Here is a 16,884-nt window from a genome sequence, read left to right as displayed (position 1 = left end):
GTTTATTTACTAACTAGTGTTTTCCTGTAATCCTTTGGTGACATTTTACACATTTTCTTAAACACCTTGCTAAAGTAATTCGGGTCGTGATAACCCACTTCAAAGGTAATTTCTTTAATGCTCTTTTCAGAATCAGCAAGGAGCTTCTTCGCCTTTTCTATCCTGCATTCGGTCAATAAATCTATATAATTGATTCCTAGTTTCTCTTTGAACATCTTGCTAATATAGATGGGACTTAGCTCCACTTTTTGTGCTAGCGATTCTAATGAAATATCCTCATGGGAGTGATCCAGAATATATTGTTTAATTTGATGAATCGTATCCGCTTCCAGCAGGTCATAGTGATCATGATAGGATTGCATCATACGATCAAGTAACCCGTTCGTCTCGGAACGCAACTGACGATAGTCATTAGTTCGATAGGAATAAAGAGGCGTCGTAGCATCAATCCCCATTTCCCGCATCACTTGAGCTACAATCCAAAGAACCTCAAGCATCCTTTGCTGGGTTTGAAGAAGATCCAACCCTTCATTTTCGTATATTTGAATGATATTCATTATATTGGTACGGACTTGTTGCCATTCTCCAAGTCGAACTTGATCGGAAAACTCTTTTTTGTGGTGCTGGACTAGTATATTATCGTATCTTTCCCCCATTGATGGGACATCCGAATAGAAGCGATACTTCATCGGTATCTTCGTGTCCATCGTGGCGATCAAAGACTCCTGATACGATTGTCTAATTTCATCCAATGTCTTACATACATTCCCAATCCCCACAAACCAGTTTTGAACTGACCTCGCAAGGGACAAGATTTCACGAGCCAATGCCGTTGCCTGAGAACGGAAGGATTGGTCGGGATTCCTGAAGACAATGATGGGTAGTTGATTCCCATAGAGGGCTCCTATCCAACAACTTTTTGTCTGTCTGACCTTTTCTTTTACAGAACCATACATATTCTCTGAGCCGGGAGGAAGCAAAACAATCATCACAAACATCTCTTCCTTGGATGGAATGTCCAGTATCTCCAAAAGCATGTCCACATGCACTTCATGTACATGGTCAAATAAAAGCTGAGTGACAACATCAGTTTCAACGAGTGACAATGTTTTTTGCAGTGCCTCTTTTTCTTGCAAGTTTTTTTGGAGAGACACTTTTTCTTCCTCAATCTGTTGCAGGACTTTTCCAATCGTCACGACAATGTCACTGGCCTTGCTTGGTTTCAGCATATAGTCTTTGACACCGAATTTGATTGCCTGTCGCATATAGTCAAACGTATCATAGGCTGTAACCATAATGAATTTGATGTTAGGGTGTTCCCCACTAATCAATTCCAATGCTTCCATGCCATTCATGCCTGGCATTTTAATATCCATTAAAATGAGGTCAGGCTTAAACTCTCCTGCCATTTGAACTGCCATATTTCCGTTTTTGGCTTGTTCTATGAGAAGACCTGGAAAATTTTTTTCTAATATGGCTTGCATCCCATCGCGCTCTATTTGTTCATCATCCACTATTAGGAGCTTAATCAAGCAAGTTCAACTCCTTTTTTTGGTATTTTAATCATGATTTTTGTTCCGTAACCCATTTGGCTGACAATATCTATTACATCATCATGTCCATAGAAAAGACGCAAACGTTTTACCACGTTACTGAATCCAATTCCGGTAGAATGGCCCTCTGATGGGAGGACTTTTTCCTCCAGGATTTGTTGGACTTTCTCTTCTGACATTCCATTTCCATCGTCTTCGATTTCAATTGTGACCCTGTCTTCTCCAGCAATAATCCTTACCCATATGGAACCACCATCTTCTTTTGGCTCTATCGCATGAATTACTGCATTTTCAATGATCGGCTGCAGTGTCAAAGCAGGAATTTTTAAACCAAGGCAGGTTTCATCAATTTCGATATGTAGCGTCAATCGGTCTTTAAATCTAGACATTTGAATGTCCATATACTGTTGTAAAACTAAAACTTCCTCATGTAACGTGACAGATCGGTCTAAACGCTTTAAGTTGTACCTCAGTAACCCTGCAACACTTACAAGCAGGTCACTTGTTTCCTCTGAGCCTTCTAAATAAGCCTTCTTAGAAAGTGTGTTGAGCGTGTTAAACAAAAAATGCGGATTGATTTGACTTTGCAAGCTACGAAACTGGCTTTCTTGCAACAGAATCTTGCTTTGCTGAAGCTCATGCTCAAGCTGTGCCTTGCTCTTAATTTCAACAATCAGGTTATTAATATTGATCCGCATTCGATCAAAGGTCTTTGCGAGAAAGGAGATTTCATCATTCGTCTCCACCTTGACTTGTAAATCAAATCTTCCTTTTGATAGCTCATTGGCGGCTTGAGTCAGCTTTTGTACAGGTCTAGTAATACTTAAAGAAAACCAATACGTGGCTAATAATAGAAGAAAGGTGATTAAAAGTAATTGCCAGATTCCTAGTTTAATAACTTCTCCAGAACGCTCGATGATACCACGATAGAAGCCTTCATTGTTTTTCAGCTCATTATCGATCAGGCTAAGAGTCATCTCTGAAATATAATTAGAAATACGCGTCGCTTCAGCGAATTCCTTCGTGTAAGCCTCTGTATCATTCGCAGAGTGAAACATCAGAATTCGATCAGTCGTTTCACTGAGGCTATCGATTAAATTGATATAGTTCGTGAGGATAAAAGAGTTCTCGGAGTTCCGTAATTTAAGAACTTCCCTTTTCGCCTTTTGCATGTTTTGTTTACTCTGATACACACCATCCAATTTCTCTGGAGTCGGATACAGCATATAGTTATTCAGATTGGTTATGACAAGCTGGCTCGTCCTTGTCGCTTCATTCATGCTTAAGTATCGCTGAAGAATCTCATTGTATTGATTCTGGGTCTTATGGTTGTAGAATGTAAGCGCTAACCAAATGACTGACATAATGACGAGGACGACGGTCGTGAGCATCAAAATTTTCTTTTGAATACTAATCATTTTATGCCCATCTCTTTCAAAATAAAAATATCGGTATAATAGCCGTTTACATCTAACGGTACGGTCTTACCAATCAACCATTCAATCATTAACTGGACGCTCTTTTCCCCCATTTTTTCTGGGGACTGCTCAATGATTCCATCTAACTTCTTATGATTGAGCAAGGTCAACGACTCTGGACCATCGTCAAAGGAATAAATATGAAAAGGTTCAACTTGATAGCGCTTACTTATTTCAGTAATCATCGTCCCGGCTACATCAGCATCAACAGCAATGAACGCGTCAACTTCTGGCATCCTATTCAGTGAATCTTGTGTCGCAGAGATGATGCTCTCCCTTGATTCAGATGTTTCTGCGTGTAAAACCTTAACACCGCGAAACTCTTTTAAAACATCTTCCATACCGCTCAAACGTTGCGTTTGGTAGTACTCTTTTTGACGGTCATACATTAGGACAACTTCCCCGGTTGGGCCCATATCTGATAGTAATTGCTTGGCAATCATTTCTCCCGCCTTATATTGATCTGATCCCACATAGGTTTTTCTTAGACTTTCCGCCATCGGTACATCATTTGCCACCGTGATGATGGGAATCCCGTAAAAGGATGCCTTCACTTTTGTAAGCTGTTTAAACTCTTCCGTATCCAACCCTTGTATGATAATCCCATCCACTTTGGAATGAATCGCAATTTCCATCTTTTTTAAAAAATCTTCCTTATTGTTGCCGTAGCTCCCCCATACTTCAAGGCTAGCCCCATTCTTTTTCGCTTCAGTTAATGCACCTCTGGCGACTTCATTCCAAAAAGGAGTTTTCATATCTTGCGTAATCAAGACTAGTCGATGCTGTGGCTTTTCTTCGTTGACGACGGGCAATTCCCAATCGGAACGAAAAACTTTTTTAGCTGATTCAATCGTAAAAAAGCAAAGTGTAATAAAAATTGAGATTAATAGAATAATTGCCGTTTTTCGCAAGAGAATGTCTCCTTTCTCCCCTAATAATAAACTACTTCTCGACCCACCATCTACAAAAATTTGACCTTATCATTAGGGAGAGGAGAATACAATAGAAAAAGAGGGACTGATTTAGCCCCTCGGGAAATTTCTATCTTTTCTTTCTAGTCATGACGTCAAAAATGACCGCGCCAGCAAGGACCCCACCACGGATCATATATTGATAAGAGATTCCAACTCCTAACAGGTTCATCCCACTCGTTAGTGAAGCCATAACAATCGCACCGATGATTGCTCCTGTAACTTTTCCGACTCCACCTGCAGAGGATACCCCTCCAACATATGCTGCAGCAATAGCATCCAGTTCAAACAGAGTACCAGCTGTGGTTGTAGCCGATTGCAAACGAGAGGTAAATAGAATACCAGATAGTGCAGCAAGCATCCCCATTGAACCAAACACGATATACGTAATTTTCTTAACGTTCATCCCACTTAGATGTGCCGCTTCCGAATTACTACCAACTGCGTAAATATGTCTCCCTAGTACCGTTTTTGTAGTAAGGAAGTGATAGATAATAACTACTAATAACATAATAATAACGGTCCAAGAGAAGCCGTTATAGCCTGCTAGAATCCAAGTAATGTAGGCGATAATTGCAGACACAAACACTAATTTCAATGTGAAAATCCCTTTAGAAACCACATCAAAGCCATATTTGATTTTATTTTTACGATTTGAAAATTCACTGGAAATGTACAATAAGATTCCTACTAAACCGACAAGTAGAGATAGTAAATGTAGGCCACTTACTTCCAATAGTGAAGGAATATATCCGTTTCCGATTGCATTGAATTTATCGTCTTGAATGATAATCGTACCTGTTTTTTCCGTTACTTGTAGAATCGCTCCTCTAAAAATTAACATCCCAGCAAGTGTTGCAACAAAGGAAGGTATTCCGATTTGCGCTACTAACCAGCCATTAAAAAGACCAATGATGATACCAAATACTAAAATAATAGGGATGGCAACGAACATAGACATTCCCGCTTGAGTAAGTAAGATTGCTACGATCGCTCCAAGGAAACCAGCCACAAACCCAACTGATAAATCGATATGGCGAATCACAATTACAAGTGTCATTCCAACAGCCAATACCGCGATATATCCTGCTGAATCTAATAGATTACTAATATTTCGAGAACTCATGAAAAGTCCGTCAGTCATGATGGAAAAGGTAAGAATAATAACGAATAAGGCAATATACATGCCATAGTCACGGATATTTTCACTAATCAGTGACTTCGCTTCACTGAATAAATTCATAGATTTAACCTCCTATTGCGTAGCAAGCTGCATAATATTTTCTTGATTGGCTTCCTCAATCCTCAACTCGCCCTTCATTTCACCTTGAGCCATGACATACACACGGTCACTCATTCCGAGGACTTCCCCAAGCTCTGAGGAAATCATGATGATGCTCATGCCTTCTTTTATCAGTTCGTTCATGACTGTATAAATCTCGAATTTAGCTCCTACATCGATGCCTCGAGTCGGTTCATCCAAGATCAGCAGCTTTGGTCCTACAAATAACCATTTTCCTAATGATACTTTTTGCTGGTTTCCTCCACTTAAGTTACCGACGACCTGTTCCAAGGAAGATGCTTTAATGTAAAGCGAATTTTTATAATGATCCGCAATCTTGATTTCTTCATTATCGTTTAAAATTCCATTAGAAGAGATTCCGTTTAAATTCGCAGCAGAAATATTGTTCTTAATATCCTGGATTAAGAATAACCCATCGCCTTTTCGGTCTTCCGTTACATAGGCGATTCCTGCTTTAATGGCATCGCTAGGATGTTTGAGTGCTACCGAAGTGCCGTTCATCACTAAATCGCCCTCTAGCTTGTAGGATTTCGCATTTCCGAAAATGCTAAGCGCAAGCTCTGTACGTCCTGATCCCATTAATCCAGCAATGCCTACTATTTCTCCCTTCTTCACGTGAAGATTGATATCTTTAACGACTTGTCTACCAACTTTTGGGTCAAAGGCTGACCAATTACGTAATTCTAATATTTTTTCACCGAAGGTTTTGGTTGATCGTTTCGGATAAATATCATCAATTTCCCGTCCGACCATGTTTTTAATAATAATATTTTCAGAGATTTCTCCCTTTGCAGCATCTAGTGTACATACTGTTTGACCATCACGAAGCACTGTTGCTTTATCCGCTATCGAAATGACTTCTTTCAGCTTGTGTGAAATCATGATGCATGTGATGCCCTGTTTTTTCAATTCACATAACAGCTCGAGTAGATTTTCACTGTCATCCTCGTTTAATGCTGCTGTCGGCTCATCAAGAATAAGTAGCTTCACGTCTTTGCTTAACGCCTTGGCGATTTCCACAAGCTGCCGTTTTCCTACTCCCAAATCCTTAATGAGGGTATCCGGATTCACATCGAGCTTTACTTTTCCTAGCATTTTTTTCGCTTCAACAATTGTTTGATTCCAATCGATGATTCCTCCACGTTTCACTTCGTTTCCTGCGAAAATATTTTCATAGACGGTTAGATCTGGAAATAAGGCTAGCTCTTGATAGATGATGGCAATACCGGTTTTGACGCTGTCACTTATTTTGTTGAACTGCTGGACATCACCTTCAAATACAATATCCCCTTCATACGTTCCGTAAGGGTACACCCCACTAAGTACCTTCATCAGTGTGGACTTCCCCGCTCCGTTTTCCCCAATCAAGCAGTGAATCTCGCCTTTTTTCACCTTGAAATTGACATTGCTCAGTGCCTTAACACCCGTAAAGGACTTGGATATATCGTTCATTTCCAAAATATATTCACTCATGTTGTTCCCCCCTAACAAAAACGAACTATAATGGAGAAATAGTGATAGACGAATCTATCACTATTCCTCATGCTGTATAGTTTTTATTCAATACCAGTAAATTCGCTAGCTTCGTAGTAACCAGAATCAATCAATTCTGCCTTCACATTGTCTTTGTTTACCACGATTACGTCTGTTTGCTTTGCTTGGATATCAGCTTTTCCATTGTTGTAAGAACCAGTTGTTTCAGGAGTTTTTCCGTCTAAGACTTCAATAGCCATACCCATTGCATCCTTAACAAGCGTACGAACATCTTTGAATACTGTCATCGATTGCTTTTCGTCAATTACGTATTGAATTGAAGCTTTTTCAGCATCTTGACCTGTTACCACATAGTTTGAGATATCTCCGTCAGAAGCGAATACATCTGCGATCGAACGAGCAGTTCCATCGTTTGGAGCAAGAACAGCCACTTCACCTTTCAAATCTGCACCTGCAGCTGTTAAGTGAGTTTGCGCTTTGTTTTTCGCTTCATTTGGATCCCAGTTCGTTGTTACTTGGCCTAGGATTTTACTTAATTGGTCACGAGAAAGCTCAGCCGTATCTTTTAAAGCTTCCGCTTCGCTTGAGTTAGCGATTTTGAAAGTACCGTCAGCGATTTTTGGTTGAAGTACGCTCCATGCACCTTGGAAGAACAAGAATGCGTTGTTGTCAGAAGCAGCACCCGCATATAAGTACAATGGAACATCCTTGCCTGTTGCATTATCAATCAAATATTGACCTTGAGCAGCACCTACTGCAACGCTATCGAACGTAACGTAGTAATCTACTGCATCCGTGTTTGTAATCAAACGATCGTATGAAATAACGGTAATATCTTCTTTCTTCGCAGCTTCCACCGCAGCTGCAGCCGCATCTCCATCTTGAGGACAGATGATTAAAACTTTAATCCCTTTGTTAATCAATGTTTCAACATTCTCTTTTTCCTTAGCAGAAGAACCTTGGCTAAATAGGATTTCAGTTGTGTAGTCTGAATCTTTTAAAGCATCTTTGAATCGTTGCTCATCCTGCACCCATCTAGGCTCGTCCTTTGTAGGTAGTACGATTCCAACATCCACTGATCCCCCACTGTTGTTACATCCTGCTAGCATCGCCGCAAATAAAGCAATAACCAGCATTAAAGATAACGCTTTCAAAACCTTCTTCATAAAGAACCCCCTTGAACTGTTTTTGAATGATTACAGCTCAATTATATGGCAGTAAGAAGTGTTTGAAAGCGCTAACAACTAGTATTCTTTTAACATCGTCTGGACTTTTTTAGCTTTTGCGGAGATTTTATTATACTTAAGGTTTTTTCACCTAGGATGAAGTTTTGACAATAAGTTTTTCATTTGATTGGAGCAAGATACAGACTGCTTACCTGCGAGGAGGTTACAGCTTTCTTTAAACAGCGTTTGGCACCAATGGTAGCAAAGTAGTTAATTTTGTAAACGTTGGTGCCTAAGTATTTCAGTTTATTGTCTTTGATTTAATTCCCTTTTATTTTTTTCAAACCAGCCAAACGCAACTTCCGCCTGGATGATTTCATTATTTGGAGAAACTAAAAATAAAATAAATGATCCCCCCGGTGGAAAGATAAATTTCCCATCCTCATCACTGGCTAATGTACTTTGCGGAGGTACGATCCGCCTAAATGCCATTACCCCTTTTTTTGGTATTCCTTCAACCATTTCAGCATATGCGATATTTACTTCAGGCTTTGGAAGCGGTTTTAGGGCTGTATTTGCTGGTGTGACATTATTTGAAATCATTGACTTACCGGGAGGTATGGCATTAAACCAGATCTCGGCTTCAAAAGGATGATTGGAATGATTTGTTATGGTAAAAGCATTAACAAATAAATTAACGTCCGATTGAAACGGGTTAACTAAGCCTCCCCACCCATTTTTTCCTTTTCCAAAACGAATGTGTTCTGTTTGGCCAACAAAATATCTCCCATGTATGGATTGAAACAAGGGGTTGGGTATGTTTACGGTTTTACTATATCGGTCATTATTAAACAAATACATAAGAAAACTTCACTCCTTTCTAGAGTTTATGTAAATAGTTAGAGAATGTCTGGACAAAAATCACAAAAGCGGTAAGCAGATTTAATACCGCCAACAATCCAAATATTTATGTGATTTCAGAAAAAAAGTCGATTCCCCGAAAAATTAAGAAACCAACTATATTAATGTGGATGGTAAAATTGCATTGTAAGGATTTTTAATTTGAGATTGGAATGAAATGAATGAAGTATAAGAAAAATTTAATGATTTCAATTGGTTTTCTTGCAATGTTATTGGTTTTCTATTTTGGGATTTTACATTGTAAAATCATGGAACATGCTGTTGTTGAGGCAGATGAGAATACAGAGTTTCTCATTGTTCTAGGTGCTAGGGTCAATGGTACCGTCCCATCATTAGCCCTTCAATATCGAATTGATACAGCAGCAGAGTACATATTAGAACATCCAAGTGTAATGGTAATTGCATCAGGAGGGCAAGGATCAGGTGAAGATATCTCTGAAGCAGAAGCCATAAAAAGAGGTTTAATTGAACAAGGGGTAGAAAATCATAGAATTATTAAAGAAGATAAATCTACTAACACTGTTGAAAATATTAAATTTTCGAAGAAACTCATTCCTGATGGTTTAGAAAAAGGAATGATTGTTACCAATGATTTTCATCTATTTAGATCTAAAATGATAGCACAAGATTTAGATGTTAAATTAAATGGACTACCAGCAAAAACTCCTTTAGTAGCAATCCCAAAATCGTACAGTCGTGAATACTTGGCTATTACAAAATACTTTATAGATAAATATGTTCTTAATTAGGTCTGGTAATTCTTGACGGTTAATTCAAATAGATTGGCAGATTTATTGGTTTTTAACACAGCGTCAGGCACCTCCCATGGACAAAGCTAGAAAAATTGTCCACGGCTGGTACCTGACGCTTGTTTTATTTATTACCTATTCTACTGTCACTGCCAAATCCTTAATTAAAAGTGAAGGTGAGCTAATATTCGACATTGAAAAATCTATGTCTGAGCCAATTTCCTCGATATTTTTCAGTAAATCAAAGAAGTTCCCAGCAACCGTCATTTGCTTTACTGCAGATTTTATTTTACCATTCTTCACTAGATATCCGTTAGCCGCCAGTGAGAAGTCTCCTGAAACGATATTCGCCCCGGAGTGTAAACCTGACAAACCTATAATAATAATGCCTTCTTCCATTGAAGCAGTTAGCTCTTCAAGACTATTAGAAGAAGGGACAATATACAAATTCGAGGGTGACACTGTTAAAGCTCCATTATAAGAGGACCTATAGGCATTTCCTGTAGATTCAACCCCAGCTTTCCTAGCGGTTTTCCGATTATGGAGCAAGGTAACAAGCTTTCCATCCTTGACAATTGGTTTCTTTAATGTGGCAACTCCCTCACTATCAAACGACAGACCTAAAATGCCCTCATCTAATAAAGGGTCATCGATGATTTGTAATTTAGAATGAGCGATGACTTCTCCAACCTTATCTTTTAAAAGCGATTGTCCCTTTTGGGCATTTTCAGCTGAGAAAATGGGGGAGAATGTCTGAAGTAGACTTCCTGCTGCATCGTTTCTTATTAGAACTGAATAATGTTTACTGTCAGCCGTTTGAGCATCCAACTGAGATAATGCTTCCTCAACAGCATGCTTTGCGAACTCTTCAGGATTAAAAGCAGAAAAATCTCTGGTTGCCTTAACATACGATCCAGTTTTTATTTCTTCTCCTTGCTTAACGACTACAGAAACATAAATATACATATAATTACGCAATTCCTGAAGGGAAAGGCCCTTATTATTGATGATATGGCGCTCTAATTCTTCGCTTTGCAGTTTAAAATAATTGGTTCCCGTTACTCTCTCATCGTAAGCTAAAATCTGCTTTTCGATTTCTTTCATTAATTCGATTTTCTCAGGAATGGTGACATTTTTCAGTTCCGTCGAATAGAAGCTGCCTTCTTGATAGGCTTCACTTCCTGCAAAAATCTCCTCTTGTACCTCCTCCTCCGTCATTTGAGCATTTTCTTTAGCGTTCTCAACTAGATACAAAATAGAATCTGCATCTAATTTTTCGGTGAAAGCATTACCCATTCTCCCATTGAACAGTCCTCGAAATGAAACGCCCGCAGTTTCGGCCGATTCATAGGAATCAATTTCTCCTTTGAAAATACCACACCCGAATTTTTCTTCACGCTCGAAATAAAGCTCCATGTCGCTAAATCCATGCTTTTCTCCAAGCTCGAATAAATCTTGCTGAAATTGATTGATATTCATTTTATTCAGCCTCCTTACTGCCGCCGACAGTCATTTCACTCACGCGGATCATCGGCTGTCCAACATTCACTGGAATGCTTCCACTTAATGATCCACACATACCTGCTCCATGTGCCAACTGATTTCCTACCATATCAACAAGCTTTATCGTCTCCGGTCCATTCCCAACCAGCGTCGCTCCTTTTATCGGTTTGCCAATTTTGCCATCCTTCACAAGATAAGCCTCCATGACGGCAAAATTATAATCACCAGTTGCTGGATTCACGGAACCACCACCCATATATTTGGCATAGATACCATGCTCAGTATTAGCAATGATCTCTTGCGGTGTAGACTTCCCTTCTGCGATATATGTGTTCGTCATTCTGGAGGTTGGGGCAAAACGGTAAGACTGTCTTCTACCAGAACCTGTTGATTCCATCCCCATTCTTCGACTATTAAATTTATCAATCAAGTACCCTTTTAAAATTCCATTTTCAATTAAAACATTTCTTCGAGCCTTTTCACCTTCATCATCAAGTGTGATGGAGCCCCACTCGTTTGAAAGGGTTGCATCATCAATATAAGTTACAACATCTGAGGCAACTTTTTCCCCAATTCGATTGGCAAAAACAGAGTTATTTTTTGCGACAGAAGTTGCTTCTAATCCATGCCCACATGCCTCATGGAAAATAACGCCTCCGAATTCATTATCAATGATTACAGGAAACTTACCGCTTGGACAGTCTTCAGCTCCTAACATCGTCACCGCAATCCTTGACGCTTCTCCTGCATAATGTTCAAGATTTAAATTCTCAAAGAATTCAAATCCCTTGTGTGCACCTGGTCCATAAAAACCTCGCTGCATTTGGTTACCCTCAGAAGCGATGGATTGAATGGCCATTCTACTTCTAACCCTTTTGTCTTCTACAAATTTACCTTCACTATTTGCAATCAGAACATTCTGCTCTTCATCCAAGTAACGGATTAAGACTTGCTGAATACTAGAATGATAGTTTTTGGCAATGTCATAAGCCTTCCTCATGACATCTACCTTACGGATTTTTTCTACTTCTCTAGGGTGAATCAAAATTGGGTGTGCGCAAGAAATCGTTTCTTTTTCTAATGGCTGAGGTTTGATGATCGTATCACCAGTAATGGCATGAGCGGCATTTCTCGCTGCCTTTAACAAACTCTCTTTTGTACCATCTGTTGTATATGTATAAACATTTTGCAAACCTTTAAAAACTCGGATCCCAATACCATAATCCCGACCGGATAAGCTATTTTCAATATTACCGCTTTGCAGAGTTAGAGTATTGGTATATCGATCCTCCACAAACACTTCTGCAAAATCTCCTCCAGTTGAGAGTGCAGCCGTAAGGATATCCTCAATTACGGATTTCAAAAGCATAAAACCCCTCCTTGTACACCATTTTTCAAAATAATCAGAACAATATAAGTATACAATTCTCTACCTATATTTACCACAAAGGAAATCTACATCTATTGTGATATAAGAGATGCTTTCTGATTGTATGTAATAGAGTTCCCTTATATTAATAACTATTGGAATACTCCAACATGTAATGGACTGAACCTGCTGCATCATAAGGGACAATAAAATCTACCAAAGTATGACGCTGATTTTAGGGAAAAGTTTTAAAGGAAATTAAATTTTTTTAGAGAATATCTAAACACGAGTGTTAAGAAAGGAAATGATTATGAAAGTTATTACATTATGCGGGTCTACAAAATTCAAAGAGCAATTCGAACAGGTAAATGCATTCCTAACACTTCAAGGGAATATTGTAATTAGCCTCGCCTTCTTTGAGCAGAGTGAAGGGTTTGAAATTACTGAGGAACAGGCTGAACTTCTAGGAAACCTACATTTTAGAAAGATTGATCTTTCTGCTGAAATATTTGTAATCGATGTTGATGGCTACATTGGAGCTAGTACAAATAGAGAGATTGAATATGCTACAGAAAAGGGAAAGGAAATTCGTTATTACTCAAATTGTGAAATTCCTTTAAACGTTTTTATTACAAATTAACAAAAAACACCTTCAGGCAACATCCATGGGCACTAGGAGTGCTATTGTCCACGAGTGGTGCCTGATGCTAATCTATTTCTAATTCATTCTTTAAATCTTATCAATTAATTTATTGGTTAAATCATAATTTCTAACAAGCGTTTGAATTTGTTCATGATTTACTTTTGTTAACTCTAACAAGCTAGTGACACTATCATTCAACCCTTTTATTTGTTTTTGTAAAGAGTGAATTTGTTCTTCAAGGGTATGAAAATAATCAAAACGAGAATTAATTGTTTCTATGATATGATCCGTATTAGTTTCATCCCGAACTTCATGTTCTTGCGAATTGCCAATTAACCCACGCACTTTTTTAAACTTCCAAATGCTTGCATTAACATTAACCTCTTTGTTGACTTCAACTTTACCTTCATTTTCACCTGTCAACCATTGATACTTTATCATGATAATGTTGTTCTCAAGATAACGATCTAGGACTTTAAACCTCCCTGATCCATTTTCATGTATAGTACCATTAGCGAATTTCTTAGAAGGTTTCATTCCTATTTGTGGTTCATTAGAATTGCCTTCTTCAAAATAATTCAATGTGAAACACTCCTATCCTCTAATTATCCCCTATTTTGCGTCATTCAAAATAAACTATTCACTTCTATAAGGTCTACCAGTTAGAAGTGGGTTTACATCACTTAGAGGCAAAATGTTTCTCTATTCTTTGTACTTAGTTTTGGCTGGTACCCTACTTCTTAACTTTGCACATACTTGGTGGTTGGTAGGTATTTCTCAATTCATAAGGACGTTTGCTGTAATCATAATCAATGTGAATTACTTTAGTTTTCGTCAGGAATTTACACCAAACCACTTGTTAGGTAGAGTTGCCGGTACTTCCTCAATGTTAATGAAGCTAGCTTTACCGTTGGGACTTTTCCTTTCTGGTATATGGGCAGAAGTGTGGAGTGTATCAAGCCTATTTATATGTTGTAGTATTTTGATGTTCATGCTCTGTTTTGCCCTACGTGGAAATCCAATCAAAAACGTGAGGTAGCATTACATAATTGTTATAACAGGTTCAGGTACCGCCCAGGTTTTCGGATGTTGCTTGTCATTATCCCAGTTAATACACAAAAACCACAATAGGATACCTTAAAATAATTATAGATACAATCGGAAATTAATGGTAAATTATAGTGAAGAAGACACAGTAAGGAGCTGACATTATTTGAATGTATCGCTAGAACATTTGCGAACAGACTTAATATCGAATGCTAAAAAAGGATATCCTATTCTATTATCAGGATCTATCATCTTCTTCCTCTTTACCTTTTTACCTCTCTTTTTTCCAATGGAAACAGTCCATTTAATATGGATTTTCGGATTGAGTGTCATTTTTCCTTTTGGACTACTATTAGGAAAAATCTTCAATGTAAATTTACTTACAAGTGATAACCCTATCGGAACTTTGGGAGGAATTGTTGCTGCTCCACAAGCTTTTTATATTCCCGTGTTTATCCTTGTTTATATGCATATTCCTGAATTTATTCCATTCACCATAGGACTTCTAGGTGGTTCTCATTTTCTCCCATACATGTGGATTTACAAAAGTAAAGCCTATTTATTTGTTACTCTAGGAACTTGCCTTTCTTCACTTTTATTTGGTGGATTCCTAGTTCAACATGCCTTTACTCTAGTCCCATTAGCAATCTCTATTGTTTACTTTATTGGGGTTTTATTTATTTTTAAGGAACTTAAGACCAATCCTGCCTAAACACCTATTAATAGGTGTTTTTTTTAATTACCATTACTCATAAATATTTGTCCAAAAACAAAATAAATTTTCTTGTAAAGCCATACCATAAATAATGAGACAACCTGGAAGCTAAACAAATATATATTAATAGATTTTTTTGTTAGGGGGTTTGTTACCTGTATTAGTGTGAATATTACGATGTTGTAGTAATTAGTGTTGATGTTTCTAGATTGCTACTCAGTAGCTAATCATAAATTAAATAAGTGAATGATTTCAATGTTAATAATCTTGAGATTTCAGTCCTCCATTCTTTCTAGTTGGACACTGGTTTTTACATACATAAATACAGATTGGGAGAACTGAGCACCTTCTTTATTTAAATCAATTTCTCATCCTTGCAAGAAGTTAATTTCAAATGAGTTATCCAACGTGTTTATCCCGTATGTTCATTCTAAAATAAAAAAATCACATGATTCTTGCAATCTAAATTAATTTTATATATTATTTGTTTATAATAATTATAAATAAGTAATTATTATACTTTTGTAGTAATTACTTCATAAAAACATACATTTTAGGGGGAAATAAATATGGAAACGAAAGACTTTGCTAACGCAGGAAAGTGCCCATTTCATCACGGTAGTGCCACTAGCCCTTCAACTACAGGTACTTCAAATCGAGATTGGTGGCCAAATCAATTAAACTTAAATATTCTACATCAGCATGATAGAAAATCGAATCCTATGGGAGAAGACTTTAATTACGCAGAAGAATTTAAAAAGTTAGACTACCAAGCTCTAAAACAAGATCTTAGTGACTTAATGACAAACAGCCAAGATTGGTGGCCTGCTGACTATGGACATTATGGTCCCTTCTTTATTCGTATGGCGTGGCACTCTGCTGGTACATACCGTACCGGTGATGGCCGAGGTGGTGGCAACACTGGGACACAGCGTTTTGCCCCACTGAACAGCTGGCCAGACAACGGTAATCTCGATAAAGCTCGAAGATTACTATGGCCGATTAAACAAAAGTATGGCAACAAGATTTCTTGGGCTGACTTAATGATTCTAACAGGGAATGTGGCGATCGAATCCATGGGCGGAAAGACTTTCGGATTTGGAGGAGGACGCGCAGACGTTTGGCATCCAGAAGAAGACATCTACTGGGGTGCAGAAACAGAATGGCTAGGTGATAAACGTTACAAAGGCGATCGTGAGCTTGATAACCCACTTGCTGCCGTACAGATGGGGCTCATCTATGTTAACCCTGAAGGTCCAAACGGGACTCCGGATCCGCTAGCAAGTGGTCGCGATATCCGCGAGACCTTCGCGCGTATGGGAATGAACGAGGAAGAAACGGTTGCACTCATCGCTGGCGGTCATACTTTCGGTAAAGCACATGGTGCAGGTGATGCTGCTCATGTTGGTGTAGAACCAGAAGCTGCTCCTATTGAAGCACAAGGCTTAGGTTGGCTGAGCACATATGGTAGCGGCAAAGGCCGTGATACCATTACTAGTGGTATTGAAGGTGCATGGACGGCTAATCCAACACAGTGGGATAATGGATTCTTTGAATTACTGTTTGGTTATGAATGGGAGCTAACCAAGAGCCCTGCAGGCGCACATCAGTGGGTGGCAGTCAATCCTGCTGAGAAGCATCTTGCTCCTGATGCAGAAGATTCCTCTGTTCGAGTTCCGACGATTATGACGACTGCGGATATGGCATTACGTATTGATCCAACCTACGAAAAGATTTCTCGTCGTTTTTATGAGAATCCAGAGGAGTTTGCAGATGCCTTTGCTCGTGCATGGTTCAAGCTAACGCACCGCGACATGGGTCCTCGTGCAAGATATCTTGGCCCAGAGGTTCCACATGAAGAACTTATCTGGCAAGATCCAGTACCTTCAGTTGATTATGAATTAACCGATGCAGAAATAGAAAAAATAAAAATCATGATTCTTGACTCAGGTCTTACCATCAGCGAGCTAGT

14 protein-coding genes are annotated in these 16,884 nt (G+C 38.6%); 4 read left to right on the top strand and 10 right to left on the bottom strand.

Annotated features, from left to right (window positions below; genetic code table 11):
- Positions 1–2 precede the first annotated feature (2 nt).
- From DBX25_RS01900 to DBX25_RS01870, 7 genes are all read right to left on the bottom strand, one after another.
- On the bottom strand, positions 3–1,532 hold the full coding sequence (locus DBX25_RS01900; RefSeq protein ID WP_108669090.1) for a response regulator: 1,530 nt from the start codon (positions 1,530–1,532) through the stop codon (positions 3–5).
- Complete coding sequence (locus DBX25_RS01895) at positions 1,529–2,971, bottom strand: sensor histidine kinase (RefSeq protein WP_108669089.1); 1,443 nt, start codon at positions 2,969–2,971, stop codon at positions 1,529–1,531. Before DBX25_RS01895 ends, DBX25_RS01900 begins: the two co-directional genes overlap by 4 nt.
- On the bottom strand, positions 2,968–3,942 hold the full coding sequence (locus tag DBX25_RS01890) for a sugar ABC transporter substrate-binding protein (protein ID WP_108669088.1): 975 nt from the start codon (positions 3,940–3,942) through the stop codon (positions 2,968–2,970). Before DBX25_RS01890 ends, DBX25_RS01895 begins: the two co-directional genes overlap by 4 nt.
- Positions 3,943–4,072: 130 nt before the next feature.
- Positions 4,073–5,245 carry a sugar ABC transporter permease gene (locus DBX25_RS01885; protein ID WP_108669087.1) on the bottom strand — a complete coding sequence of 391 codons (1,173 nt, stop codon included), beginning with the start codon at positions 5,243–5,245 and terminating at the stop codon, positions 4,073–4,075.
- A 12-nt stretch (positions 5,246–5,257) separates the two neighbouring features.
- A complete protein-coding gene (locus DBX25_RS01880) occupies positions 5,258–6,778 on the bottom strand; it encodes a sugar ABC transporter ATP-binding protein (RefSeq protein ID WP_108669086.1) in 1,521 nt (506 codons plus the stop codon).
- Positions 6,779–6,861: 83 nt separating this feature from the next.
- Positions 6,862–7,965, bottom strand: coding sequence for a sugar ABC transporter substrate-binding protein (locus DBX25_RS01875; protein ID WP_108669085.1), 1,104 nt, complete (start codon positions 7,963–7,965; stop codon positions 6,862–6,864).
- Between the two features lie 306 nt (positions 7,966–8,271).
- Positions 8,272–8,826, bottom strand: a complete 555-nt coding sequence (locus DBX25_RS01870) for a DUF6143 family protein (RefSeq protein WP_170110108.1) — start codon at positions 8,824–8,826, stop codon at positions 8,272–8,274.
- Between the two features lie 221 nt (positions 8,827–9,047).
- Here DBX25_RS01870 and DBX25_RS01865 point away from each other — a divergent pair, with 221 nt between their 5' ends.
- Entirely contained in the window at positions 9,048–9,635 is a 588-nt protein-coding gene (locus DBX25_RS01865; RefSeq protein WP_108669084.1) for a YdcF family protein, read from the top strand.
- A gap of 135 nt (positions 9,636–9,770) precedes the next feature.
- Here the strand turns inward: DBX25_RS01865 and DBX25_RS01860 are convergent, their stop codons facing one another.
- A complete protein-coding gene (locus DBX25_RS01860; protein WP_108669083.1) occupies positions 9,771–11,114 on the bottom strand; it encodes a TldD/PmbA family protein in 1,344 nt (447 codons plus the stop codon).
- A gap of 1 nt (position 11,115) precedes the next feature.
- Positions 11,116–12,507, bottom strand: coding sequence for a TldD/PmbA family protein (locus DBX25_RS01855; protein WP_108669082.1), 1,392 nt, complete (start codon positions 12,505–12,507; stop codon positions 11,116–11,118).
- Between the two features lie 310 nt (positions 12,508–12,817).
- Between DBX25_RS01855 and DBX25_RS01850 the strand changes: the two genes are divergently transcribed.
- Positions 12,818–13,147: a hypothetical protein gene (locus DBX25_RS01850; RefSeq protein WP_108669081.1), complete on the top strand. Its 330-nt coding sequence runs from the start codon at positions 12,818–12,820 to the stop codon at positions 13,145–13,147.
- Positions 13,148–13,237: 90 nt separating this feature from the next.
- Here DBX25_RS01850 and DBX25_RS01845 read toward each other — a convergent pair whose 3' ends face one another.
- Positions 13,238–13,732: a hypothetical protein gene (locus DBX25_RS01845; RefSeq protein ID WP_108669080.1), complete on the bottom strand. Its 495-nt coding sequence runs from the start codon at positions 13,730–13,732 to the stop codon at positions 13,238–13,240.
- 631 nt (positions 13,733–14,363) lie between these two features.
- Between DBX25_RS01845 and DBX25_RS01835 the strand changes: the two genes are divergently transcribed.
- Positions 14,364–14,909, top strand: coding sequence for a DUF7010 family protein (locus DBX25_RS01835; RefSeq protein ID WP_108669078.1), 546 nt, complete (start codon positions 14,364–14,366; stop codon positions 14,907–14,909).
- A gap of 572 nt (positions 14,910–15,481) precedes the next feature.
- Positions 15,482–16,884, top strand: a 1,403-nt coding sequence (katG, locus tag DBX25_RS21055) for a catalase/peroxidase HPI (RefSeq protein WP_240620115.1), incomplete at its 3' end; no start/stop codon positions are given.

The organism is Peribacillus acanthi (genome assembly GCF_003073175.1).
In the GTDB taxonomy this organism is placed as follows: domain Bacteria; phylum Bacillota; class Bacilli; order Bacillales; family DSM-1321; genus Bacillus_BN; species Bacillus_BN acanthi.
Note: the sequence above shows the minus strand (reverse complement) of the source record. Positions and strands in the feature narration are given on the sequence as shown.

Bases quoted from the DNA above. Each gene is read 5' to 3' on its own strand.
- DBX25_RS01870 (WP_170110108.1), bottom strand. From the start codon at position 8,826: ATGTATTTGTTTAATAATGACCGATATAGTAAAACCGTAAACATACCC.
- DBX25_RS01885 (WP_108669087.1), bottom strand. From the start codon at position 5,245: ATGAATTTATTCAGTGAAGCGAAGTCACTGATTAGTGAAAATATCCGT.
- DBX25_RS01895 (WP_108669089.1), bottom strand. From the start codon at position 2,971: ATGATTAGTATTCAAAAGAAAATTTTGATGCTCACGACCGTCGTCCTC.
- DBX25_RS01860 (WP_108669083.1), bottom strand. From the start codon at position 11,114: ATGAATATCAATCAATTTCAGCAAGATTTATTCGAGCTTGGAGAAAAG.
- DBX25_RS01855 (WP_108669082.1), bottom strand. From the start codon at position 12,507: ATGCTTTTGAAATCCGTAATTGAGGATATCCTTACGGCTGCACTCTCA.
- DBX25_RS01875 (WP_108669085.1), bottom strand. From the start codon at position 7,965: ATGAAGAAGGTTTTGAAAGCGTTATCTTTAATGCTGGTTATTGCTTTA.
- DBX25_RS01850 (WP_108669081.1), top strand. From the start codon at position 12,818: ATGAAAGTTATTACATTATGCGGGTCTACAAAATTCAAAGAGCAATTC.
- DBX25_RS01880 (WP_108669086.1), bottom strand. From the start codon at position 6,778: ATGAGTGAATATATTTTGGAAATGAACGATATATCCAAGTCCTTTACG.
- DBX25_RS01865 (WP_108669084.1), top strand. From the start codon at position 9,048: ATGAAGTATAAGAAAAATTTAATGATTTCAATTGGTTTTCTTGCAATG.